The organism is Pseudarthrobacter sp. MOO13 (genome assembly GCF_058267655.1).
Map to the genome: position 1 here is coordinate 2,606,615 of NZ_CM177848.1, position 17,565 is coordinate 2,624,179.

Annotated in this window: 17 protein-coding genes; 5 read left to right on the forward strand and 12 right to left on the reverse strand. The window is 68.0% G+C overall.

Translation table 11 applies throughout. The features are described 5' to 3' along the window. Positions 1–10: 10 nt before the first annotated feature. Complete coding sequence (locus AC4EEO_RS11990; RefSeq protein ID WP_491329677.1) at positions 11–1,261, forward strand: heparan-alpha-glucosaminide N-acetyltransferase domain-containing protein; 1,251 nt, start codon at positions 11–13, stop codon at positions 1,259–1,261. On the opposite strand, the gene AC4EEO_RS11995 is transcribed toward AC4EEO_RS11990, so the two are convergent. The 8 genes from AC4EEO_RS11995 to AC4EEO_RS12030 form a co-directional block, all read right to left on the reverse strand. Beyond that, on the reverse strand, positions 1,242–2,189 hold the full coding sequence (locus AC4EEO_RS11995) for a TM2 domain-containing protein (RefSeq protein WP_491329676.1): 948 nt from the start codon (positions 2,187–2,189) through the stop codon (positions 1,242–1,244). The genes AC4EEO_RS11990 and AC4EEO_RS11995 overlap by 20 nt on opposite strands. Before the next feature lie 213 nt (positions 2,190–2,402). Further along, entirely contained in the window at positions 2,403–2,876 is a 474-nt protein-coding gene (locus AC4EEO_RS12000; protein ID WP_018763641.1) for a hypothetical protein, read from the reverse strand. A 2-nt stretch (positions 2,877–2,878) separates the two neighbouring features. Beyond that, positions 2,879–3,649 (reverse strand): 4-hydroxy-tetrahydrodipicolinate reductase, encoded by a 771-nt coding sequence (dapB, locus tag AC4EEO_RS12005; RefSeq protein WP_491329675.1) that lies wholly within the window; start codon positions 3,647–3,649, stop codon positions 2,879–2,881. 117 nt (positions 3,650–3,766) lie between these two features. Continuing rightward, on the reverse strand, positions 3,767–4,243 hold the full coding sequence (locus tag AC4EEO_RS12010) for a molybdenum cofactor biosynthesis protein MoaE (protein ID WP_018763643.1): 477 nt from the start codon (positions 4,241–4,243) through the stop codon (positions 3,767–3,769). Further along, positions 4,233–4,763: a MogA/MoaB family molybdenum cofactor biosynthesis protein gene (locus AC4EEO_RS12015; RefSeq protein WP_018763644.1), complete on the reverse strand. Its 531-nt coding sequence runs from the start codon at positions 4,761–4,763 to the stop codon at positions 4,233–4,235. Before AC4EEO_RS12015 ends, AC4EEO_RS12010 begins: the two co-directional genes overlap by 11 nt. Then, positions 4,760–5,251, reverse strand: a complete 492-nt coding sequence (moaC, locus tag AC4EEO_RS12020; RefSeq protein WP_018763645.1) for a cyclic pyranopterin monophosphate synthase MoaC — start codon at positions 5,249–5,251, stop codon at positions 4,760–4,762. The genes AC4EEO_RS12015 and moaC overlap by 4 nt, the downstream gene beginning before the upstream one ends. Beyond that, positions 5,239–6,504, reverse strand: coding sequence for a molybdopterin molybdotransferase MoeA (locus AC4EEO_RS12025; protein ID WP_491338911.1), 1,266 nt, complete (start codon positions 6,502–6,504; stop codon positions 5,239–5,241). The genes moaC and AC4EEO_RS12025 overlap by 13 nt, the downstream gene beginning before the upstream one ends. Before the next feature lie 23 nt (positions 6,505–6,527). Continuing rightward, the gene (locus AC4EEO_RS12030) at positions 6,528–8,006 is read right to left on the reverse strand and encodes a molybdopterin-dependent oxidoreductase (protein WP_491340423.1); all 1,479 of its coding nucleotides are present in this window, start codon (positions 8,004–8,006) and stop codon (positions 6,528–6,530) included. Positions 8,007–8,261: 255 nt separating this feature from the next. Here AC4EEO_RS12030 and moaA point away from each other — a divergent pair, with 255 nt between their 5' ends. The 3 genes from moaA (at position 8,262) to AC4EEO_RS12045 (ending at position 11,342) form a co-directional block, all read left to right on the forward strand. Continuing rightward, on the forward strand, positions 8,262–9,389 hold the full coding sequence (gene moaA / locus AC4EEO_RS12035) for a GTP 3',8-cyclase MoaA (protein WP_208294432.1): 1,128 nt from the start codon (positions 8,262–8,264) through the stop codon (positions 9,387–9,389). A gap of 5 nt (positions 9,390–9,394) precedes the next feature. Next, on the forward strand, positions 9,395–9,661 hold the full coding sequence (locus AC4EEO_RS12040; RefSeq protein WP_133832591.1) for a MoaD/ThiS family protein: 267 nt from the start codon (positions 9,395–9,397) through the stop codon (positions 9,659–9,661). A gap of 112 nt (positions 9,662–9,773) precedes the next feature. After that, a complete protein-coding gene (locus tag AC4EEO_RS12045) occupies positions 9,774–11,342 on the forward strand; it encodes an HNH endonuclease signature motif containing protein (RefSeq protein ID WP_491329673.1) in 1,569 nt (522 codons plus the stop codon). Positions 11,343–11,400: 58 nt separating this feature from the next. On the opposite strand, the gene AC4EEO_RS12050 is transcribed toward AC4EEO_RS12045, so the two are convergent. Then, the gene (locus AC4EEO_RS12050) at positions 11,401–12,522 is read right to left on the reverse strand and encodes a helix-turn-helix transcriptional regulator (RefSeq protein ID WP_491338912.1); all 1,122 of its coding nucleotides are present in this window, start codon (positions 12,520–12,522) and stop codon (positions 11,401–11,403) included. Positions 12,523–12,663: 141 nt separating this feature from the next. On the opposite strand from AC4EEO_RS12050, the gene AC4EEO_RS12055 reads away from it, so the two are divergent. After that, positions 12,664–12,945: a hypothetical protein gene (locus AC4EEO_RS12055; protein WP_491338913.1), complete on the forward strand. Its 282-nt coding sequence runs from the start codon at positions 12,664–12,666 to the stop codon at positions 12,943–12,945. Here the strand turns inward: AC4EEO_RS12055 and AC4EEO_RS12060 are convergent. The 3 genes from AC4EEO_RS12060 to AC4EEO_RS12070 form a co-directional block, all read right to left on the reverse strand. Further along, entirely contained in the window at positions 12,942–13,460 is a 519-nt protein-coding gene (locus tag AC4EEO_RS12060; RefSeq protein WP_491329671.1) for a DUF1579 family protein, read from the reverse strand. The genes AC4EEO_RS12055 and AC4EEO_RS12060 overlap by 4 nt on opposite strands. Before the next feature lie 217 nt (positions 13,461–13,677). Continuing rightward, on the reverse strand, positions 13,678–15,021 hold the full coding sequence (locus AC4EEO_RS12065) for a M16 family metallopeptidase (RefSeq protein ID WP_018763491.1): 1,344 nt from the start codon (positions 15,019–15,021) through the stop codon (positions 13,678–13,680). Positions 15,022–15,130: 109 nt separating this feature from the next. Next, positions 15,131–17,389 carry a polyribonucleotide nucleotidyltransferase gene (locus tag AC4EEO_RS12070; RefSeq protein ID WP_109044966.1) on the reverse strand — a complete coding sequence of 753 codons (2,259 nt, stop codon included), beginning with the start codon at positions 17,387–17,389 and terminating at the stop codon, positions 15,131–15,133. Positions 17,390–17,565 lie beyond the last annotated feature (176 nt).

Here is a 17,565-nt window from a genome sequence, read left to right on the forward strand (position 1 = left end):
CGATCGGGTCATGACGTCCCGCACCCCGGCCACCCGGTCGCGAAAGGCCCCCGGGCCGAACCAGCCGGGCCGTCTTCGCGGCATCGATGCAGCGCGGGGCCTCGCCCTTCTGGGCATGATGGCCACGCACCTGCTGCCAACGTTCGAGTCGAACGCCAACCTCACCCCGACCTGGATCGGCCTCACCTTCTCCGGACGGGCCGCGGCCCTCTTCGCCGTGCTGGCCGGGGTGGGACTTGCCCTGTCCACCGGAAAGCACCAGCCGCTGTCCGGTCCCGATCTCGCGAAGGCCCGCCGCGGTGTGGCGCTGCGGGCCCTGGTGATTGCCGCCGTCGGACTTACCCTCGGCGGCCTGGAAGTGAACGTGGCCGTCATCCTGGTCCATTACGCCGTGTTGTTCCTGTGCGTACTGCCATTCCTGGGCCTGGGCGCCAAAAGCCTGTGCGCCTGGGCCGCGGGCTGGATCCTTGCGTCACCCGCGCTGGCCTACCTGCTGCGCCCCTGGCTCCTTGCCGCTGAGCCGCCACTGAAGCTGGGCCACAACCCGCGGTGGGAGGACCTGGGCACCCCCGGCCAGCTGCTGGGCGACCTCTTCCTGACCGGCTACTACCCGGTGGTGCAGTGGCTTGCCTACTTGCTGGTGGGCCTGGCCATCGGCCGCCTGGTCCTTGCCAAGGCACTGGTCCCTGTCCTCCTGCTGGTGGGCGGAACGGTGGTGGCCGTCACCGCCAAGGCCATCGGGGTGGCCGCGATCGAGGATTGGGGTGGCCTGGCCGCCCTGGAGAAAGTCGTCAACGCCCCCGGCTATCCGCTGGGCAGTGTCTTGCAGGTAAACCTGGCGGGGCTCCCGCAGGACGGCTCCTGGTGGTGGCTGGCATCAGCTGCTCCGCACTCCGGGACCCCCCTTGACCTGCTCCACACCTCGGCGGTGGCGGCGGCCGTCATCGGCGCGTGCCTCCTGCTGGGGCGGCTCGCCGAGTGGATTGACCTGGACCTGCTGCTGCCCCTGCGCGGCGCAGGGGCCATGACCCTGACCCTGTACACGGTCCACGTCTGGGTGTTGTCGAACTTCTACCTGAAGCCGTTGCCGGCCGGCTGGACCGAGGACGGCATGTACTTTGCACACGCCGCCGTTGCCATCACCATTGGCGTGGTGTTTGCCAGGTTGGCGTGGCGCGGCCCGCTGGAATGGCTGGGCCACGCCGCGGGCCGACTGGGCCGCGGCGTGCTGCCGAGGCCTGCTACTGCGGGGTCACGGTGAAACTGGACGCCTGGTCGCCGTAGTCATTGGTGACCACCACCGTGACGGGGCCCTCCTTGACGTCGAAAGCGATAACGCCCTGGCGCGAATCACCGGCGCCCACCTCGTCGGTCTGCAGGCCACCGATTTCCTTGTCCAGGTAGATCAGCTCGCCCTCCTTGCCGTCCGCGTCAAAGACGCTGAAGTTCGACGGCGTGGCAAAGCTGGTACCGCTCACCGTCTCCCAGGACACCTGCACAGCCAGGAATCCGCCGTTCTTTGGTTCCAGGTAGGACATGCCGGGAATCTCGGCGGTGTAGATGGAATCCAGCACTCCTACCCTGACCGTGTTGCCCTCGGACATGGTCACCACCGAGGAGTTCGCTTCCGTGGACGTGCCCGGTGACGGCGCCGGTGCGGCCGGGGAGGCCGGGAGGGGCGCCTGGGCCGGGACGTTGAAGCCCTCAACGGCAGCGGAAACCACGGCGATGGAGGCAATGGCCAGGACCGTTCCCGCAACAGCGCCCACAAGCCAGACGACGGCGGTGATGATCCAGGCCTTCTTCTTGTTCTCCGGATACCCCTCCAGCGGGCGGCCATGGATGTCCCTGGTGTTCCCGGTCAAGGTCATGACCAGGTCCACGATGGCCCAGATACCCAGGCCGCCCGCCGTCAGCAGCTTGGCCACGGCGGAACCGGTCTTGCCGAGGTAGAACCGGTCCGCCCCGAAGGTGCCCAGGAGCAGGGACAGGAGCCAGGTGGCAAGAAAGGACTTGCGCGGCCCGTCACCGTAGGGAACCTGCGGGTAGGCGCCCGGCTGGTATTCCCCCTGGGGGCTCGTTGGGTACGGCCCGCCAAACGGGGAGGGTGCCGGCGGGACCGGGGGCACGGCCGGTCCGCTGTGGGGCGGCTGGGGGTATTGGGGCTGGGGGTAAGGCGGCTGGCTCATTGGTCGTCCTTCGTGCGGGATCGGTGCAGGCAAACGGGGTTTCGAAGGACGACTGTGGCGGAGAACCCGCCCACCCCATCTCCGCCCCCAGGCCGGAAATTGTTGCCAGACGAACATACCGCGGGCGGCATGCGGCTGCGATGGGCAGAAATGCCCATCGCAAGAATCACATGCAGGCGCCGGCCGTTTGGCCGGCCACGGGAAGGGCCGCTGCTAGGAAGCGGCTGTGAACAGCCGGACGGCGTCGCGCATGGAGGCCCGGGCCCGCTTGCGGTCTCCGGCGGCGTCGTAAGCGCAGCTCAACCGGAACCATGAGCGCCAGTCGTCCGGAGCCGATTCGGCTTCGATGCGGTACTTTTCGAACTCGGCGTCTGCCGCCGCCCGGACGATCCGGCCGCCGGGCGTCCGCGGCAGCTCATCCACCGGCAACCCGCCTTCGGCTTCCAGGACCTTGGCCATCTGCTCGGTGCGGGCACCGAACATCAGTTCGCGGATCAGGGCCCACGCGCCCACCACGGGCAGCACCAGGTACGCCGCGCCAATGGCTTTCGCCGTGAGGTTGCTGTCGGCCAGGAGCAGGAGTGAGCGCTGGAAGGACACCACCAGGTAAAAGACCAGCAGCAGCGTCACCGCTCCCACCCAGATCTTGGTGCGGTTCTTCCGGAAGCCGGCAACGAACCCGTTCATTCTCAGAGCCCCAGGTCCAAGTAACCGTCCAGCCCCACGGTCAGGCCGGGGTGCGAGGCTACCTGCCGAACGCCCAGGAGAACGCCGGGCATGAAGGACGCACGGTCGAAAGAGTCGTGGCGGATGGTCAGCTGCTCGCCGGGGCCGCCCAGCAGCACTTCCTGGTGCGCCACAAGCCCGCGGAGCCGCACGCTGTGCACCCGGACGCCATCCACGTCGCAGCCGCGGGCACCGGCACGTTCGCTGGTGGTGGCATCAGGGCTGGGCGGCACCTGCGCTGCGCTGCGCCCGGCGGCGATGAGCTGGGCAGTCCGGACGGCGGTGCCGGACGGGGCGTCCACCTTGTCCGGGTGGTGCAGCTCGATGATTTCCACGGACTCGAAGTATTGGGCGGCCTTGGCTGCGAAAGCCGAGGCCAGGACGGACCCGAGGGCGAAGTTCGGGGCGATGAGCACTCCGGCCTCCGGGTGCCGGGCCAGGACGGACTCCAGCGCGGACAGCTTGTCCGCGTCCCAGCCCGTGGTGCCCACCACGGCGTGCATGCCGTGTTCAACGGCGAACCGGACATTCGCTTCGGTGCTCTCGGGAACCGTGAGGTCCACTACGTACTGCGCACCGGAGGACGTCAGCTGCTCCAGCGAGTCACCCCGCCCCAGGGCTGCGGCAAGCTTCATGTCGGGCGCGGCGTCAATGGCTTTTACGGCCTCGGCGCCCATGCGTCCGTTGGCGCCCAGGACGGCTACCAGTTTGGGGGCGGAGTGTTGTTCGGTCATGCCATCCAGCCTACCGGCGGGACCGGTTGCCGCAGGAACCGGTCCCTGTGCGTTACCTCGCAACGGAGCGGACAACCACGCCGGCTTGGCCGGGCCGGTGCGCGGACGCAGCAGGCATCAGCCGTCCGCGCCGACCCATTCGACGGTGCCGTCGGAAAAGAACTGTTCCTTCCAGATGGGAACCTGCTCCTTGATCCGGTCCACCAGCTCCGAGCAGACCGCGAAAGCCTGGCCGCGGTGCGCCGCGGAGACCGCGCACACCAAGGCTGGATCGCCGATTTCCAGCATCCCGATCCGGTGCGCCGCCCAGATCCGGACGGGTTGCCGGACGGCGTCGCCGCCTGCGCCCGGCGCAGCGTCCTGCTCGGCAACCAGGCGGGCCACGACGTCGGCCATCACCTGGTGTGCCGTGGGGTGCGCACTGTAGCTGAGCCGCTCGACTGCCTTGCCGGCGTCGTGGTTGCGTACTACGCCGCTGAAGCTGACCACGGCTCCCGCGGTGTCGCTTTCCACCGCTGCGATCGCCTGGTCGACGGAGATGGGGTCCGCGCTGAGGACTGCCCGGACCACCTCGAATGCCGCGTCAGTGCCCATGTCCGCCTTCCAGCTGGTCGCAGAGATGCCCGATCACCGGGTCCAGGACGGTGAGCCCGTCCATGACGCCCTTGGGTGAGCCGGGCAGGTTCACAATAAAGGTTGCGCCGGCGGCCCCGGCGTGGCCCCTGCTCAGGGCGGCCAGCGGGGTTTTTGCGGCGCCGGCCCGCCTGATGGCTTCCATGATGCCCGGGATCTCCCGATCCAGCAGGGGCAGCGTAACGTCCGGAGTCCGGTCGTCCGGGCTCAGGCCTGTCCCGCCGCTGGTGATCACGACGGCGGGACGCTGGGTCAGGAGCGCCCTGATGGCGGCGCCCACGGGCTCACCGTCCGGGACCACCATCGGCGGAAAGACATCGAAGCCGTGCTCGGCCAGCCAATCGCTGATCACCGGGCCGGTCTCGTCAACGTAGATTCCGGCTGCGGCGCGGGTGGAGGCGATCACCACGCCGGCTTTCCGTCCCTGGGCGTCGCCGTGCCGGTGCGGCTCGGGGGCGCCGAGGGGCTTGGTGTTGGTCACAGCGCCCAGTCTCCGCTCTTGCCGCCGCTCTTGGCCAGCACCTTGATATCCGTCAGGACGGCGTGCTTGTCCACGGCCTTGATCATGTCGTAAACGCTCAGGGCCGCAACGGACGCAGCAGTCAGGGCCTCCATTTCCACGCCGGTGACGCCGCGGGTCTTCACGGTGGAACTGATGGTGACGGTATCGGGGCCGAGGTCAAAATCGACGGTGACTTTGGCCAGGGGCAACGGGTGGCAGAGCGGAATGAGGTCGGGCGTCTTCTTCGCAGCCATGATGCCGGCCACCCGGGCCACGGCCAGCGCGTCGCCCTTGGGCAGGCCCCCGGCCCCCAGGAGTTCCATGACCTCCGAGGTGGTCCGGACGGTAGCTGTGGCCGTGGCTTCCCGGGTGGTCTCGGCTTTGGCTGAGACGTCCACCATCTGGGCACTGCCGTCCTGGCGCAGGTGCGTCAGGGCGGGGGTCTGTTCTGCGTTCACAGCATCCATACTTCCACCTCATCGCCGGCGCCGAGTTCCGTGACGCCGTGGGGGACGTGGACCAGGACGTTCGAGCCCGCGAGCGCATGCATCAGGTGGGAACTCTCACCACCCTCAAGCCGCACGGTGCCGCCGGGTTGCAGGCTGCCCCGCCGGACCTGGTGTTTGTGGCCGGGGGACGTGAGCGGGTGGGCAAGGCGTGCCCGCAGCGGCAGCCTGGCCGCCGGTGCGCCCAGGAGTCCGGACAGCGCGGGGCGGAGGAACATTTCGAAGGACACCAGGCAGCTGACGGGGTTACCGGGGAACCCGAGGAAAGGGAGGCCGTCGAACGTTCCCAGGCCTTGGGGGCCGCCGGGCTGCATGGCCACGTGCAGGAAATCGACGGGCTGATCCACCATCGCCTGCCGCACCACTTCGTAAGCGCCCTTGCTGACCCCGCCGGTGGTGACGATGAGATCGGCGCCTTGGCCCTCGGAACGCAGCAGGCCGCGCAGTTCATCGGGATTGTCGGTGGAGATACCGGCCCGCCGGACGGTGAGGCCGGCCTGCGTCATGGCGGCTTCGAGGAGGGTTCCGTTGGAATCGTAGATCTTCCCGGGCGGGAGGGGCCGGCCGGGTTCCACCACTTCGTCCCCGGTGGTGACCAGCAGGACGGTGGGCGCCCGGTAGACCGGCACCTCGGCCAGGCCCAACGCGGCGAGCAGCCCCAGCTGGGCCGGCCCCAGGCAGGTCCCGGTGGCCAGGGCCAGCTCCCCCGCCGCGATGTCGCTGCCGGCGGACCGCACGTACGCGCCGGGTCCGGTGGCGGGCAGCCTGACGGTGCCGCCCCGGGCGGGTTCCAGGAAGTGGTCCGGCACGGCCCGTTCAATGGGTACGACGGCGTCCGCCCCGGCCGGGATCACGGCACCTGTCATGATGGGCGCCGCCGTCCCCGGTTCGAGCGCGGGCGGCCTTGATCCGGCGGCTACCGGGGGCATGGTCTCCAGGTCCGCGCCGCCGTCGGGAATGTCGCCGGAGTGGACGGCGTAACCGTCCATCTGCGAATTGGCGAATGGCGGCAGGCTGACGGGCGCTGTCACATCGGCCGCCAGCCCACGGCCCAGGGCCCTGCTGAGTGGGAGCGTTTCGGTGCGTCCCGCCGCCCGGAGCGGCTGCAGGAGTGCTGCGACGGCGGCGGCGTGGTCGGCAACCGAGCGGGCATGTTCATGCGGGTGCCGGGCACGGCTCTCCGGCGGGTGGCCGTGCGGGGTGGGGCTGGTCATGGGTACGCCTTCGGTCGCGGACTTCAGGATTTCACGTCCACTCTAACCGTGTGGAATCCGGTGGCACCGTCAGGTTGGGGCGGCCGCTCCGTTTCCTCCTGGGGTTTGCCCGTGAGGTCCGTGGCGCGGACCTGGACCTCGTACTGCCCCGGGGTCAGGTCCACTGCCAGTTTCCACTGGTACCAGGTGTCCGCTGACAGGCCCGCAGCGAGTTCGGCCTCCCGCCACGGCCCACGGTTGATCCTCAGTTCAACCCTCCCGATCCCGGTGTGTTGGGCCCAGGCGACGCCCGCGAAGACCACGGACCCTGCACTGACCGGACGCCCGCTGCGGGGCACGTCGATCCGGGAGGACGTCTTGACCGGGCCGCGCTCGGACCAGCCCCGGGGGGTCCAATATCCGGCGTCCTGCGCGAACGTGGTGACTTTGAGTTCGGTGACCCATTTGGTGGCGGACACGTAGCCGTAGAGTCCCGGGACGATCATCCGGACGGGAAAGCCGTGCTCGAGCGGCAGGGGTTCCCCGTTCATTCCGACGGCAAGCAGGGCGTCCCTGGTGTCGGTGAGGACTTCCAGGGGCGTCCCTGCAGTCCAGCCGTCCGTGCTCCTGGACAGCACCATGTCCGCTCCGGGGTGGGGGCCCGCCTGGGCCAGCAATTCGCGGACCGGCCAGCCCAGCCAGCGGGCATTCCCGATCAGGTCGCCGCCCACGCCGTTGGACACGCAGGCGATAGTGATGTGGCGCTCCGTCAGCGGCTTGGCCAGGAGTTGCCCGTAGGACAACTGGATCTCCCGGTCCACCATGCCTGTGACCCTCAGGGCCCAATTGTCCGGGTTGACTGCCGGGACGGACAGTGCGGTGTCGATCCGGTAGAACTCGCGGTTGGGCGTCACCAACGGCGTCGCTCCGGCCACGTCCAGGTCGGCGCCCGCCGGAACCGGCGGTGCGGGTGACGCCGGGACTGGCAGGGTGATCCGTGCCCTGGCCTCGCTGACGGCATTGGTTGCCCCGCGCCACGCCCCGGCCAGCACACCTGCCACCGCGGACACGGCCGCCGTGCCGGCAAGGGCCTGGAGGAAGCTCCGACGTGAACTTCCCGGTCCGCCCGGTTCAGCGGCGCCCGCTTTCCATTCGCGAAGCTTTCCGATGAGGAATCGCAGCAGCACCACGGCCACCACCGCGGTCACGAGCGGGAGTGCCACGGCGATTGGCGTCATTTGGGCGCGGGTGAGTACAGCGGCGGCTCCCACGGCTCCGAAGATGCCCACCACGGCCGCACCCCGATAGCCGCGGCGGAACTCCAGCACCCCTGCCAGCGCGGCCAGGACGGCAATGACCAGCGCCATGCCCGCCAGGAGGGCAGCCTTGTCCGCCGTCCCGAAGACGGATACCGCCCAGTCCTTGACGTCCGGCGGGACGGCGTCGATGACCGCACCGCCAACGGCCGTCAGCGGCGAGACGGAAGGACTGGCAAATCCTGCGAGCAACTCCCCCACGGCCACGCCGCCGGCGACGGCGGCTGCACCCGCGGCGGCGGCCCACCTGCCCGTGGCGCCCGTGGCAGCCTTGTGCGGGACGGGACGGTCCGGCAGCTCCCCACGGCGCCCGCCGTCGTCGTCCGCCGCCTTCGAAACCCGGGAATCGTTCACCCCTCCAGCATAGGTTTGCCACCGCCCGCCGGCACTGGCCCCCAGGTGTGACCGGAACCCGTGCAGTCACGGTGTGATGCGCGGCTCAAGGTGGCGTAGCCTGAATCCATGACTGTCCAGCTAGGCATGCCGCAGCCGCGGGAGGAAGCAGCATCGGAGCTGCCCGGCGTTCCCGCACGCCGTCCCGAGGATGCACCGGACGGGCTGGTGGACCGCTACGGCCGCCGCGCCACGGATATGCGGCTGTCCCTGACGGACAAGTGCAACCTCCGCTGCACCTACTGCATGCCGGCGGAGGGCCTGGAATGGCTCGCGAAGCAGGCCGTCATGTCGGCTGAGGAGATCGTCCGGATTGTCCGCGTCGGCGTGGAGCAGCTGGGGGTGCGGGAACTGAGGCTGACCGGCGGTGAGCCGCTGGTCCGGCACGACCTCGTGGAGATCATCTCGGCGCTGCGGAACAACCATCCGGACCTGCCCATCTCGATGACCACCAACGGTGTTGGCCTGGCCAGGAAGGCGGCCCCGCTCAAAGCGGCCGGGCTGACACGGATCAATGTCTCACTGGATTCGCTGCACGAGGAAACGTTCGCCAAACTGACCAGGCGGCCGTTCCTGGACCAGGTCCTGGCGGGTGTGGACGCCGCATGGGCGGCAGGCCTGGGCCCGGTGAAACTGAACGCTGTCCTCATGCGCGGCATCAACGATACCGAGTCGCCGCAGCTGCTCGCCTGGGCCTTGGAGCGGGGATACGAACTTCGGTTCATCGAACAAATGCCGCTGGACGCCGACCATGGCTGGACCCGCCGCAACATGATCACGGCCGCCGAGATCCGCGACCTGCTGTCCAAGGACTATGTGCTCAGCCCCGATGCCCGGGCCCGTGACGGTGCCCCCGCCGAGCGCTTTGACGTCCGACGACGGGCGGCAGGTTCATTGGAAGCTGACGGTCCGGTGCTGGGAACAGTGGGGATCATCGCCTCCGTCACCGAGCCGTTCTGCGCGGACTGCCGGCGCACCCGGATCACCGCCGAGGGCAAGATCATGAGCTGCCTGTTCTCCCGCGAGGAATTCGACCTGCTGGGCCTGCTGCGCTCCGGCGCGGCTGATGACGAGCTGGCGCAGCGGTGGCAGGATGCCATGTGGCTCAAGCCAAAAGCCCACGGCATGGACCACGTGGGACTGGACGCTCCGGACTTCGTCCAGCCGGACCGCAGCATGAGCGCCATCGGGGGCTGACCGGAATGCTTGTACGTTACTTCGCTGCCGCACGCGCTGCCGCCGGCCGGGAGGAAGAAAAGTTCGACCTGCCCGACGGTTCCACGGTCGCCCATCTCCTGGAGGCTGTGCTTGCGGTGCCCCGTGCCGAACCGCCGGCAGGCACCCCTCCACTCCCCCGGCTCCTGTCCCGCAGCAGCTTCCTGCTCAACGAGGTGGCTGTCCGGGACCAGTCAACGGTTCTTGGGGCCGACGACGTGGTTGACGTACTTCCCCCGTTCGCCGGCGGGTAGGTATTCCGTAACGCCCAGGCGACTGGCAGCATTCCGGGGGGGTGGCCTCCTGCCTGGTCCTGCCAACGCTGCCGCAGCCTTGAATGTCGGACCCTGGTTGGATGATGTTTCCATGGGAATCGGTGCGGATCTGGCGGTGGTGATGGAGGGTGTTTCTGCCTCTGTTGCTGCGCTCAGCGGGCTGGTTCGGGAGGATGGTTCCTTCGCTTCAGGTACCGGCGCCGGCGCGGATCTGGACGTGCTGCAGCGGCGGTATGAGTCATGTCTGGGGCGGCTGGAGGTGGTGGCCCGGTTGGAGGCCCAGCTGGCGGCGGTGAAGGCGCGGGACGTGGCGGATGCGGTTGAGATCCAGCATGCTCTGCTTCGGCCGGACGCCCCGGTGGAGGAGCGCACGTTCGCGGAGATGTCGGTGGTGGAGGAGATCGCCGTGGTCCTGACCATCAGTTCGGGGGTTTCCGGCGCGCTGGTCGAGCAGTCCCGCCGGGTGTGCTCGCTGCCGCCTGTGGTCGAGGCCCTGTCCACGGGTGCGGTGTCGTGGCAGCACGCCCGGATCGTTGCCGACGAAACCGAAGGCCTCACCCCTGAAGGGGCGGCCGGGTTGGTGGCGCACTTCTTCGACCCCGGCGCACCCAACCCCGCCCGCGGCGCCGCGCCCGGTGACCTTGTCCCGTCCCGGTTCCGGGCGAAGGTCCGGGCCTGGCGGGAACGCCACCACCCTGAGTCCTTGGAGAAACGGCATGTGAAGGGGGTGGCGGACCGGCGGATGGACTACGCCCCGGACCACGACGGGATGGCCTGGCTCTCGTTCTACCTGCCCGGGGACACCGCGTGCGCGATCTGGAACCGCAGCACCGCCACTGCCCGCGGCCTCCAAACCCCCGACGAGCCCCGCACCCTCACCCAGCTCCGCGCCGACGTCGCCGCGTCACTGCTCCTCGGCGCCGGAAACGCGACAGCCCCGGGTGAAGCTGCCGCAGATGCCGGTGCTATCGGCAAGATCCCCACGCCGCGGGCTGATGTCCTGGTCACGGTCCCGGTGTTCTCGCTGCTGGGCCTCACCGATGAGCCGGCCGTGCTGGACGGGTTCGGGCCGGTCCCGGCATCCATGGCGCGGAAGCTCGTCGCCGGCGGGGCGGAATCGTTCTACCGGGTCCTGGTCGACCCCCGCGACGGGGCACCCCTGGAAATTGGCCGCACCCGCTACCGGCTCCCGGAGACCATCAAACAATGGATCCGGCTACGGGACGGCACATGCACCTTCCCCGGCTGCACCAACCACACCCCCGACAACGACACCGACCACCTCAACCCCTGGCACCACGGCGGCACCACCGGAACCCACAACCTCGCCCAACTCTGCCCCCGACACCACCGCCTCAAACACCACAGCACCTGGACCCCCGACCCAGCCACCAAAAACAAACCACCCGGCTGGACCTCACCCACCGGCCGACACTACAAACCCGAACAACACGACCCCCAACCAACCCACTGGCCACCAGGAACCCCGCCGCTTGCCGAACTCCCAGCGTGCCCGGATCCGGAAACTGAGGAGCCGGACGGGAACTTGATTGAGCCGGATCAACTCCCTCCAACAGATCCTGTGTGGGACGACTTCTACGCTATGCCGTTCATCCTGCCGCCAGACCCAGCGAGGCGATGGGACGTCGTCTTATCGTAGGGACTTTCGGTAAACGAATGTGTCTCAGGCGGTGGCTCCGGAAGCCAACAGCCCACCGCTAGGCCCTGGCTCCCGTGCCCAGGGCCATGGCCAGCAGGGACACCCGGCTGTGGACTCCGCATGTCTGGAAGAGTTGCTTGAATTGGTCCTGGATCGTGTACGGCGTCACGCCCTGGGCGTCCGCCATGGCTGCCGTATCGGCCCCTTCCGCAGTGAGCCAGAGCAGTTCCCCCTGCCGGGGTGACAGGCCAAACGCCCGGGCAAACATGTCAAGCCTCGCGGCAGGCGTGCTGGCCTGAATCGTCACGGCCACCGGTGGAGTGGGTCCGGACACCTCCGACTCCATGCGGTTGGCCCGCAGGGAGGCCCAGCGGCCCGCCCCGACGTAGACCCTGCATTCCGCGGGGTGGGTGTCCACCAGCGCTTCCCGTGCCGCCAGCTGGGCCGCAACGTTCAACACCTCAGCCGGCACCTGATGGTGAGGGACCGGACCAGGCTGAAGCAGCTTGAGCCAGTCGTCCACGGACGCCGTTCGGCCAGCTATCGCCAGATCGTCGTCCAGGGTGAGGACAGCCTGCTCCGGCAATCCGGGCTGCCCGGATCCTGTCCCGGATGCCTGGTCCGGGCCAGGTTCCGGATCCGGTCGAATCCAAAATTGCCTGGCTACGGACCTCCGCAGGCCGGCGGTCACTGCCGCTGCCAGCTCGCCCAGGTAGGCAGTTTCTTCGTCCGTGAAGGGGACCGAATCGCCGGCCCGCCACAAATCGAGCCAGGCCCAACACCCATACTTGTCGGCAAACACGGCGGACAGGACATCGCGGACGCCATAGCGTTGCAACACGCCACTCCACACCGGGCTGCGGGAGGGCTCTCCCTGCGTTGCCTTCAGGAGGGATTCCGCCGGCTCCGGCCAACGCATCAGCTCGGTCCAGCGGCCCGCCCGGGAGAGGTACTTGAGGCGGATAAGTGTGGGCAATTCCTGGGGGCAGGGAGTCCTGGCCCTCGGCGCCATCCCCACCGTCGTGACGGGATCACACAACGGCCAAACGAATGCATCGAAAGGCACCATGGTGGCCACTTCTGCCAGAATCGCTGTCCGGAGGGCTTGGTGATCCAGGTCCGAGCCTGCCAGGAGTCGGATGCGCTCCTGGCTCCGGTCTGCAGCCCAGCCCTTGGTCATGTTCCAAGTATGCTCCGGCAATCCTGCGCGACCCGGCGGCGCTGCCACCCAGAATTCTGGGATACCCGCCGCAGCCCGGACCATCTAGCTTTAGCAGCGTGGAGCGTCCTCCAACCTGGCGGGACGAGTAAGGAGACTGGAATGTTCACCCTGCAGATCGAACAAAGAATCACAGATTTCAGCACATGGAAGGCGGCATTCGACCGGGATCCGGTTGGCCGGTCCGCGTCAGGGGTTCTCGCGCACCGGATAGGCCGGCCCGTGGGCGAACCGCAATATGTTGTTGTGGAACTCGACTTCGCGGACCTGGCCCAGGCAGAGCAGTTGCTCTCGAACCTCCAAACACAGGTATGGCGTTCGCCGGCGGACGCCCCTGCGCTCGCCGGCGCGCCAAAATCGCGCATCCTCGAGGCGGCGTCCTAGCCCCCGCCTCCGGCGCGGTGAAATTCCGAGCGCATGAATGGTGAGTAGGACGAAGCCTTGCCGTCCACACCCCCCTCCGGGGCATCGTCGCCGTCGTTACGCCCGTGCGAACGCAATTCGGTGACGTGTGTCAGGACACCGTTCGCCACCTCGATCGAGTGGCGCGTCCAGCCTCCGGCATTGCGGCGTTCAACACGGATGACACCGTCGCGCGAGGTGCAGCGGGCGGCGTTGCCGGGCGGCACGCCGGTGCTGTCAACGTAATACCACAGCACGTCGTTGTGGACCGGATCGATCGTGAATATGCCGTGGCCCTCGAAGTGGCTGCCGTCCGGTTCGACGTGCCGGTAGCTCTGCACCACGCCGAGACCCCCGGCAACCTGCGTGTAGGACACTTGGGCGCTCACGCGGTGTTCCGGCCCCCAAGGGCCGGCAGCAACGTGTGTGTAGCCCTCCCAGTGACCCAGCAGGTTCGTTAACTCCGGATGTCCGTGCTTCGCTCCTGGCCCGTTCACCGTTCCGCCTTCCCCTGCCGAAGATCATTCCTACTCAGGATGTACTCTGCAGAGCCGGGCCGCCAGCGTCTCCGCGACGCAGGGTGCCACAGGCCGAAGGTTTCGGTCTCGTCGAACGGACCCACCAAAATGACGGTGCGCTCGTCGAACGGGCCCACTAAGGTGACGGTGCGCTCGTCGAACGGGCCCACCAAGGTGACGGTGCGCGGCGCGGAAGCTACAACCCGAACGTCTCGTCTTCGTCGAACGGGCCCACCACGGTGACAGTGCGCGGTGCGGCGGCGAGTTCGGCGGCGAGTTCCTGGACCTGCTCCGCGGTGACGGCTTTGATCTGGCGCAGGGTTTCGTCAATGTCCTGGTATTCGCCGGAGACCAGTTCGGCGCGGCCCAGCCGGGACATCCGGGACCCGGTGTCTTCGAGTGCCAGGACGATCCCGCCGCCGAGTTGTCCCACGGCCTTGCGCAATTCATCGCCTGAAATACCGTGCTCCGCGAGCTTGTCCAACTCCACGCCCAGCAGGTCCAGCACCTGGCGGACCTTTGACGGAGTGCAGCCGGCGTACATCCCGAAGTAGCCGGCGTCGGCGTAGGACGAGGCGAAGGAGTAGGTGGAGTACACCAATCCGCGCTTCTCGCGGATTTCCTGGAAAAGCCGGGAGGACATGCCGCCGCCCAGGACGGCGTTCAGGACGCTCATGACGTAGCGGCGCTCATCCGTGGCAACGATGGTGGGGCACCCCATGATGATGTTGGCCTGTTCCACTGCGCGCTTGACCACGTGCAGTCCCGCCGTTCCGGTGATTTGGGCGCGTTCGGTGGGGCGCCGGCTGACCGGGGCCGCATCCGGCTCAAGCGACCATCCGGCGGATTCGAGGGCGTCCACCACGAGTCCGCAGACAACGTCGTGGTCCAGGCCGCCCGCGGCGGTGATGACCAGTTCCTGGGGCTTGTAGTACTTGCGGTAGTGGTCCCACACGGAGTCGCGGGCCACGGCTTTGATCGCTGCGGGGGTCCCGCCGATCGGCCGTCCCAGGGGGTGGCTGCCCAGGACGGCGGCCACAAAGTGTTCGTGCGCAACGTCGGTGGGGTCATCGCTGTCCATGGCGATTTCCTCAAGGATGACGTCACGTTCCTGCTCCATCTCATCCGGGTCCAGGACAGCGCCGGTGATCATGTCCGCAATGACATCGATCGCCATGGGCAGGTCCGAATCCAGGACACGGGCGAAGTAGCACGTGCTTTCCTTTGCGGTGGCGGCATTCGATTCTCCGCCCACCTCATCAAACGCCGAGGCGATCTCCAGGGCGGTGCGCCGGCGGGTGCCTTTGAACAGGAGGTGCTCAAGGAAGTGCGTGGAACCGTGCTGGCCGGGCGCCTCGTCACGGGATCCGACGCCCACCCAAAAGCCGATCGTGGCCGACCGTTGGCCCGGCATCGCTTCCGTCAGTACCCGCACTCCCCCGGGCAGCACGGAACGGCGGACTTCGGACCCGCCGTCGGAGCCATGGACCAGGGTGTCGCCGGCGTGGTTCTGCTCAAGCGGCAGGGGTACAACAGTCATTGAAGCCTTTCAGGACGGGCAGCCGGATCTGGCTGCCATCGTAACAGCGGCGGGACCGGTGGATCATCCACCGGTCCCGCCGATTCATGCTGGTGCCAAGCGAGGGCTGTTAGACGTCAGCGCCTTCAGCCGGCTCCGTGGCGTGGACGCGCTCGGTGTCGGCCGGAGCCTCTTCCTCGGCGACGACCGGGGCGAGCGAGAGCTTGCCGCGGTCATCGATCTTGGTGATCTCAACCTGGACCTTCTGGCCCACGGAGACGACGTCTTCGACGTTGTCCACGCGCTTGCCGTTGGCCAGCTTGCGGAGTTCGGAGATGTGCAGGAGGCCGTCCTTGCCCGGGGTCAGCGACACGAAGGCACCGAAGGTGGTGGTCTTGACGACCGTACCCAGGTAGCGCTCGCCGATTTCCGGGACCTGCGGGTTGGCGATGGCGTTGATGGCGGAGCGTGCTGCATCTGCAGACGGACCGTTGGTGGCGCCAATGTAGACCGTGCCGTCGTCCTCGATGGAGATGTCGGCGCCGGTGTCTTCCTGGATCTGGTTGATCATCTTGCCCTTGGGGCCGATGACCTCGCCGATCTTGTCCACGGGGATCTTGACGGCGATGACGCGCGGTGCGAACTCGGAGAGCTCGTCCGGGGTGTCGATGGCCGAGTTGATGACCTCGAGGATGTGCAGGCGGGCTTCGCGGGCCTGCTTCAGCGCTGCAGCCAGCACCGAGGCGGGGATACCGTCGAGCTTGGTGTCCAGCTGGATGGCGGTGACGAACTCGGCCGTACCGGCAACCTTGAAGTCCATGTCGCCGAAGGCGTCTTCGGCGCCGAGGATGTCGGTCAGTGCCGCGTAGCGGGTCTGGCCGTCAACCTGGTCGGACACCAGGCCCATGGCGATACCGGCGACGGCGGCCTTCAGGGGCACACCGGCGTTCAGCAGGGACAGGGTGGAGGCGCAGACGGAACCCATCGACGTCGAGCCGTTGGAACCGAGGGCCTCGGACACCTGGCGGATGGCGTAGGGGAACTCCTCGCGCGACGGCAGGACGGGCACCAGGGCGCGTTCGGCCAGGGCGCCGTGGCCGATTTCGCGACGCTTGGGCGAGCCCACACGGCCGGTTTCACCGGTGGAGTACGGCGGGAAGTTGTAGTTGTGCATGTAGCGCTTGCGCGTTACCGGCGACAGCGAGTCGATCTGCTGTTCCATCTTGAGCATGTTCAGCGTGGTGACACCCATGATCTGGGTCTCGCCGCGCTCGAAGATGGCCGAACCGTGAACGCGGGGCAGGACCTCGACCTCGGCGGTGAGCTGGCGGATGTCCGTCAGGCCGCGGCCGTCAATGCGGACCTGGTCCTTGAGGATGCGCTGGCGCACAACGTGCTTGGTGACCGAGCGGAAAGCAGCGGACAGCTCCTTTTCGCGGCCTTCGAACTGACCGGCCAGGCCCGCCAGGACTTCGTCCTTGAGCGCGTCGGAGGCGTTGTCGCGTTCCTGCTTGTCGGCGATCTGGAAGACAGCTGCCAGCTTGTCGGCGGCAGCGGATTCGACGGCGGCGTAAGCGTCGTCCTCGTAGTCCAGGAAGACCGGGAACTCGACCGTGGGCTTTGCGGCACGCGCGGCGAGATCGGCCTGGGCGTCGCAGAGAGCCTTGATGAACGGCTTGGCGGCCTCGAGGCCTTCGGCCACGACCTCTTCGGTGGGGGCGGTGGCGCCCTGTTCCTTGATGAGGTTCCAGGAGTTGTCGGTGGCTTCGGCTTCAACCATCATGATGGCGACGTCGTCGCCGGCAACGCGGCCGGCAACCACCATGTTGAAGACCGAGTTCTCCAGCTGGGAGTGCTTGGGGAACGCAACCCACTGCGAACCGTGCTCGTCAGCAACGAGGGCAACGCGGACGCCGCCGATCGGGCCGGAGAACGGCAGGCCGGACAGCTGCGTGGACATCGAGGAGGCATTGATGGCCACAACGTCGTAGAGCTCGTCCGGGTTGATGGCCAGGACGGTGACGACGATCTGGACCTCGTTGCGCAGGCCCTTGATGAAAGCGGGGCGCAGCGGGCGGTCCATCAGGCGGCAGGCCAGGATGGCTTCGGTGGAGGGGCGGCCTTCGCGGCGGAAGAACGAGCCCGGGATGCGGCCGGCAGCGTACATGCGCTCTTCGACGTCGACCGTCAGCGGGAAGAAGTCGAAGCCTTCACGCGGGTGCTTGCCTGCGGTGGTGGCGGACAGCAGCGCGGTGTCGTCGTCGATGTACACCATGGCTGCGCCGGCGGCCTGCTTGGCGAGGCGGCCGGTTTCAAAGCGGATTACACGCTTGCCGAAGCGGCCATTGTCAATGACAGCCTCTGAGAACTGGATTTCGGGACCCTCCAAGAGAGTCACCTCCGTTTCTGTTTCACGGAAGTCCAGCCGCATCAACCCAGCCCAGCATCTGTCTACTGGCCCTTGCACCCGGTCATCGATCGAGACCCACGGGCCGCTGGCTTCAGTCAACGAAGCCGTTCCCGGGGATCACTACCGAGGACCGCGAATGCGTGATGCGGTTGATC

Bases quoted from the DNA above. Each gene is read 5' to 3' on its own strand.
- AC4EEO_RS11990 (WP_491329677.1), top strand. From the start codon at position 11: ATGACGTCCCGCACCCCGGCCACCCGGTCGCGAAAGGCCCCCGGGCCG.
- AC4EEO_RS11995 (WP_491329676.1), bottom strand. From the start codon at position 2,189: ATGAGCCAGCCGCCTTACCCCCAGCCCCAATACCCCCAGCCGCCCCAC.
- AC4EEO_RS12000 (WP_018763641.1), bottom strand. From the start codon at position 2,876: ATGAACGGGTTCGTTGCCGGCTTCCGGAAGAACCGCACCAAGATCTGG.
- dapB (WP_491329675.1), bottom strand. From the start codon at position 3,649: ATGACCGAACAACACTCCGCCCCCAAACTGGTAGCCGTCCTGGGCGCC.
- AC4EEO_RS12010 (WP_018763643.1), bottom strand. From the start codon at position 4,243: ATGGGCACTGACGCGGCATTCGAGGTGGTCCGGGCAGTCCTCAGCGCG.
- moaC (WP_018763645.1), bottom strand. From the start codon at position 5,251: ATGGATGCTGTGAACGCAGAACAGACCCCCGCCCTGACGCACCTGCGC.
- AC4EEO_RS12025 (WP_491338911.1), bottom strand. From the start codon at position 6,504: ATGACCAGCCCCACCCCGCACGGCCACCCGCCGGAGAGCCGTGCCCGG.
- moaA (WP_208294432.1), top strand. From the start codon at position 8,262: ATGACTGTCCAGCTAGGCATGCCGCAGCCGCGGGAGGAAGCAGCATCG.
- AC4EEO_RS12040 (WP_133832591.1), top strand. From the start codon at position 9,395: ATGCTTGTACGTTACTTCGCTGCCGCACGCGCTGCCGCCGGCCGGGAG.
- AC4EEO_RS12045 (WP_491329673.1), top strand. From the start codon at position 9,774: ATGGGAATCGGTGCGGATCTGGCGGTGGTGATGGAGGGTGTTTCTGCC.
- AC4EEO_RS12050 (WP_491338912.1), bottom strand. From the start codon at position 12,522: ATGACCAAGGGCTGGGCTGCAGACCGGAGCCAGGAGCGCATCCGACTC.
- AC4EEO_RS12055 (WP_491338913.1), top strand. From the start codon at position 12,664: ATGTTCACCCTGCAGATCGAACAAAGAATCACAGATTTCAGCACATGG.
- AC4EEO_RS12065 (WP_018763491.1), bottom strand. From the start codon at position 15,021: ATGACTGTTGTACCCCTGCCGCTTGAGCAGAACCACGCCGGCGACACC.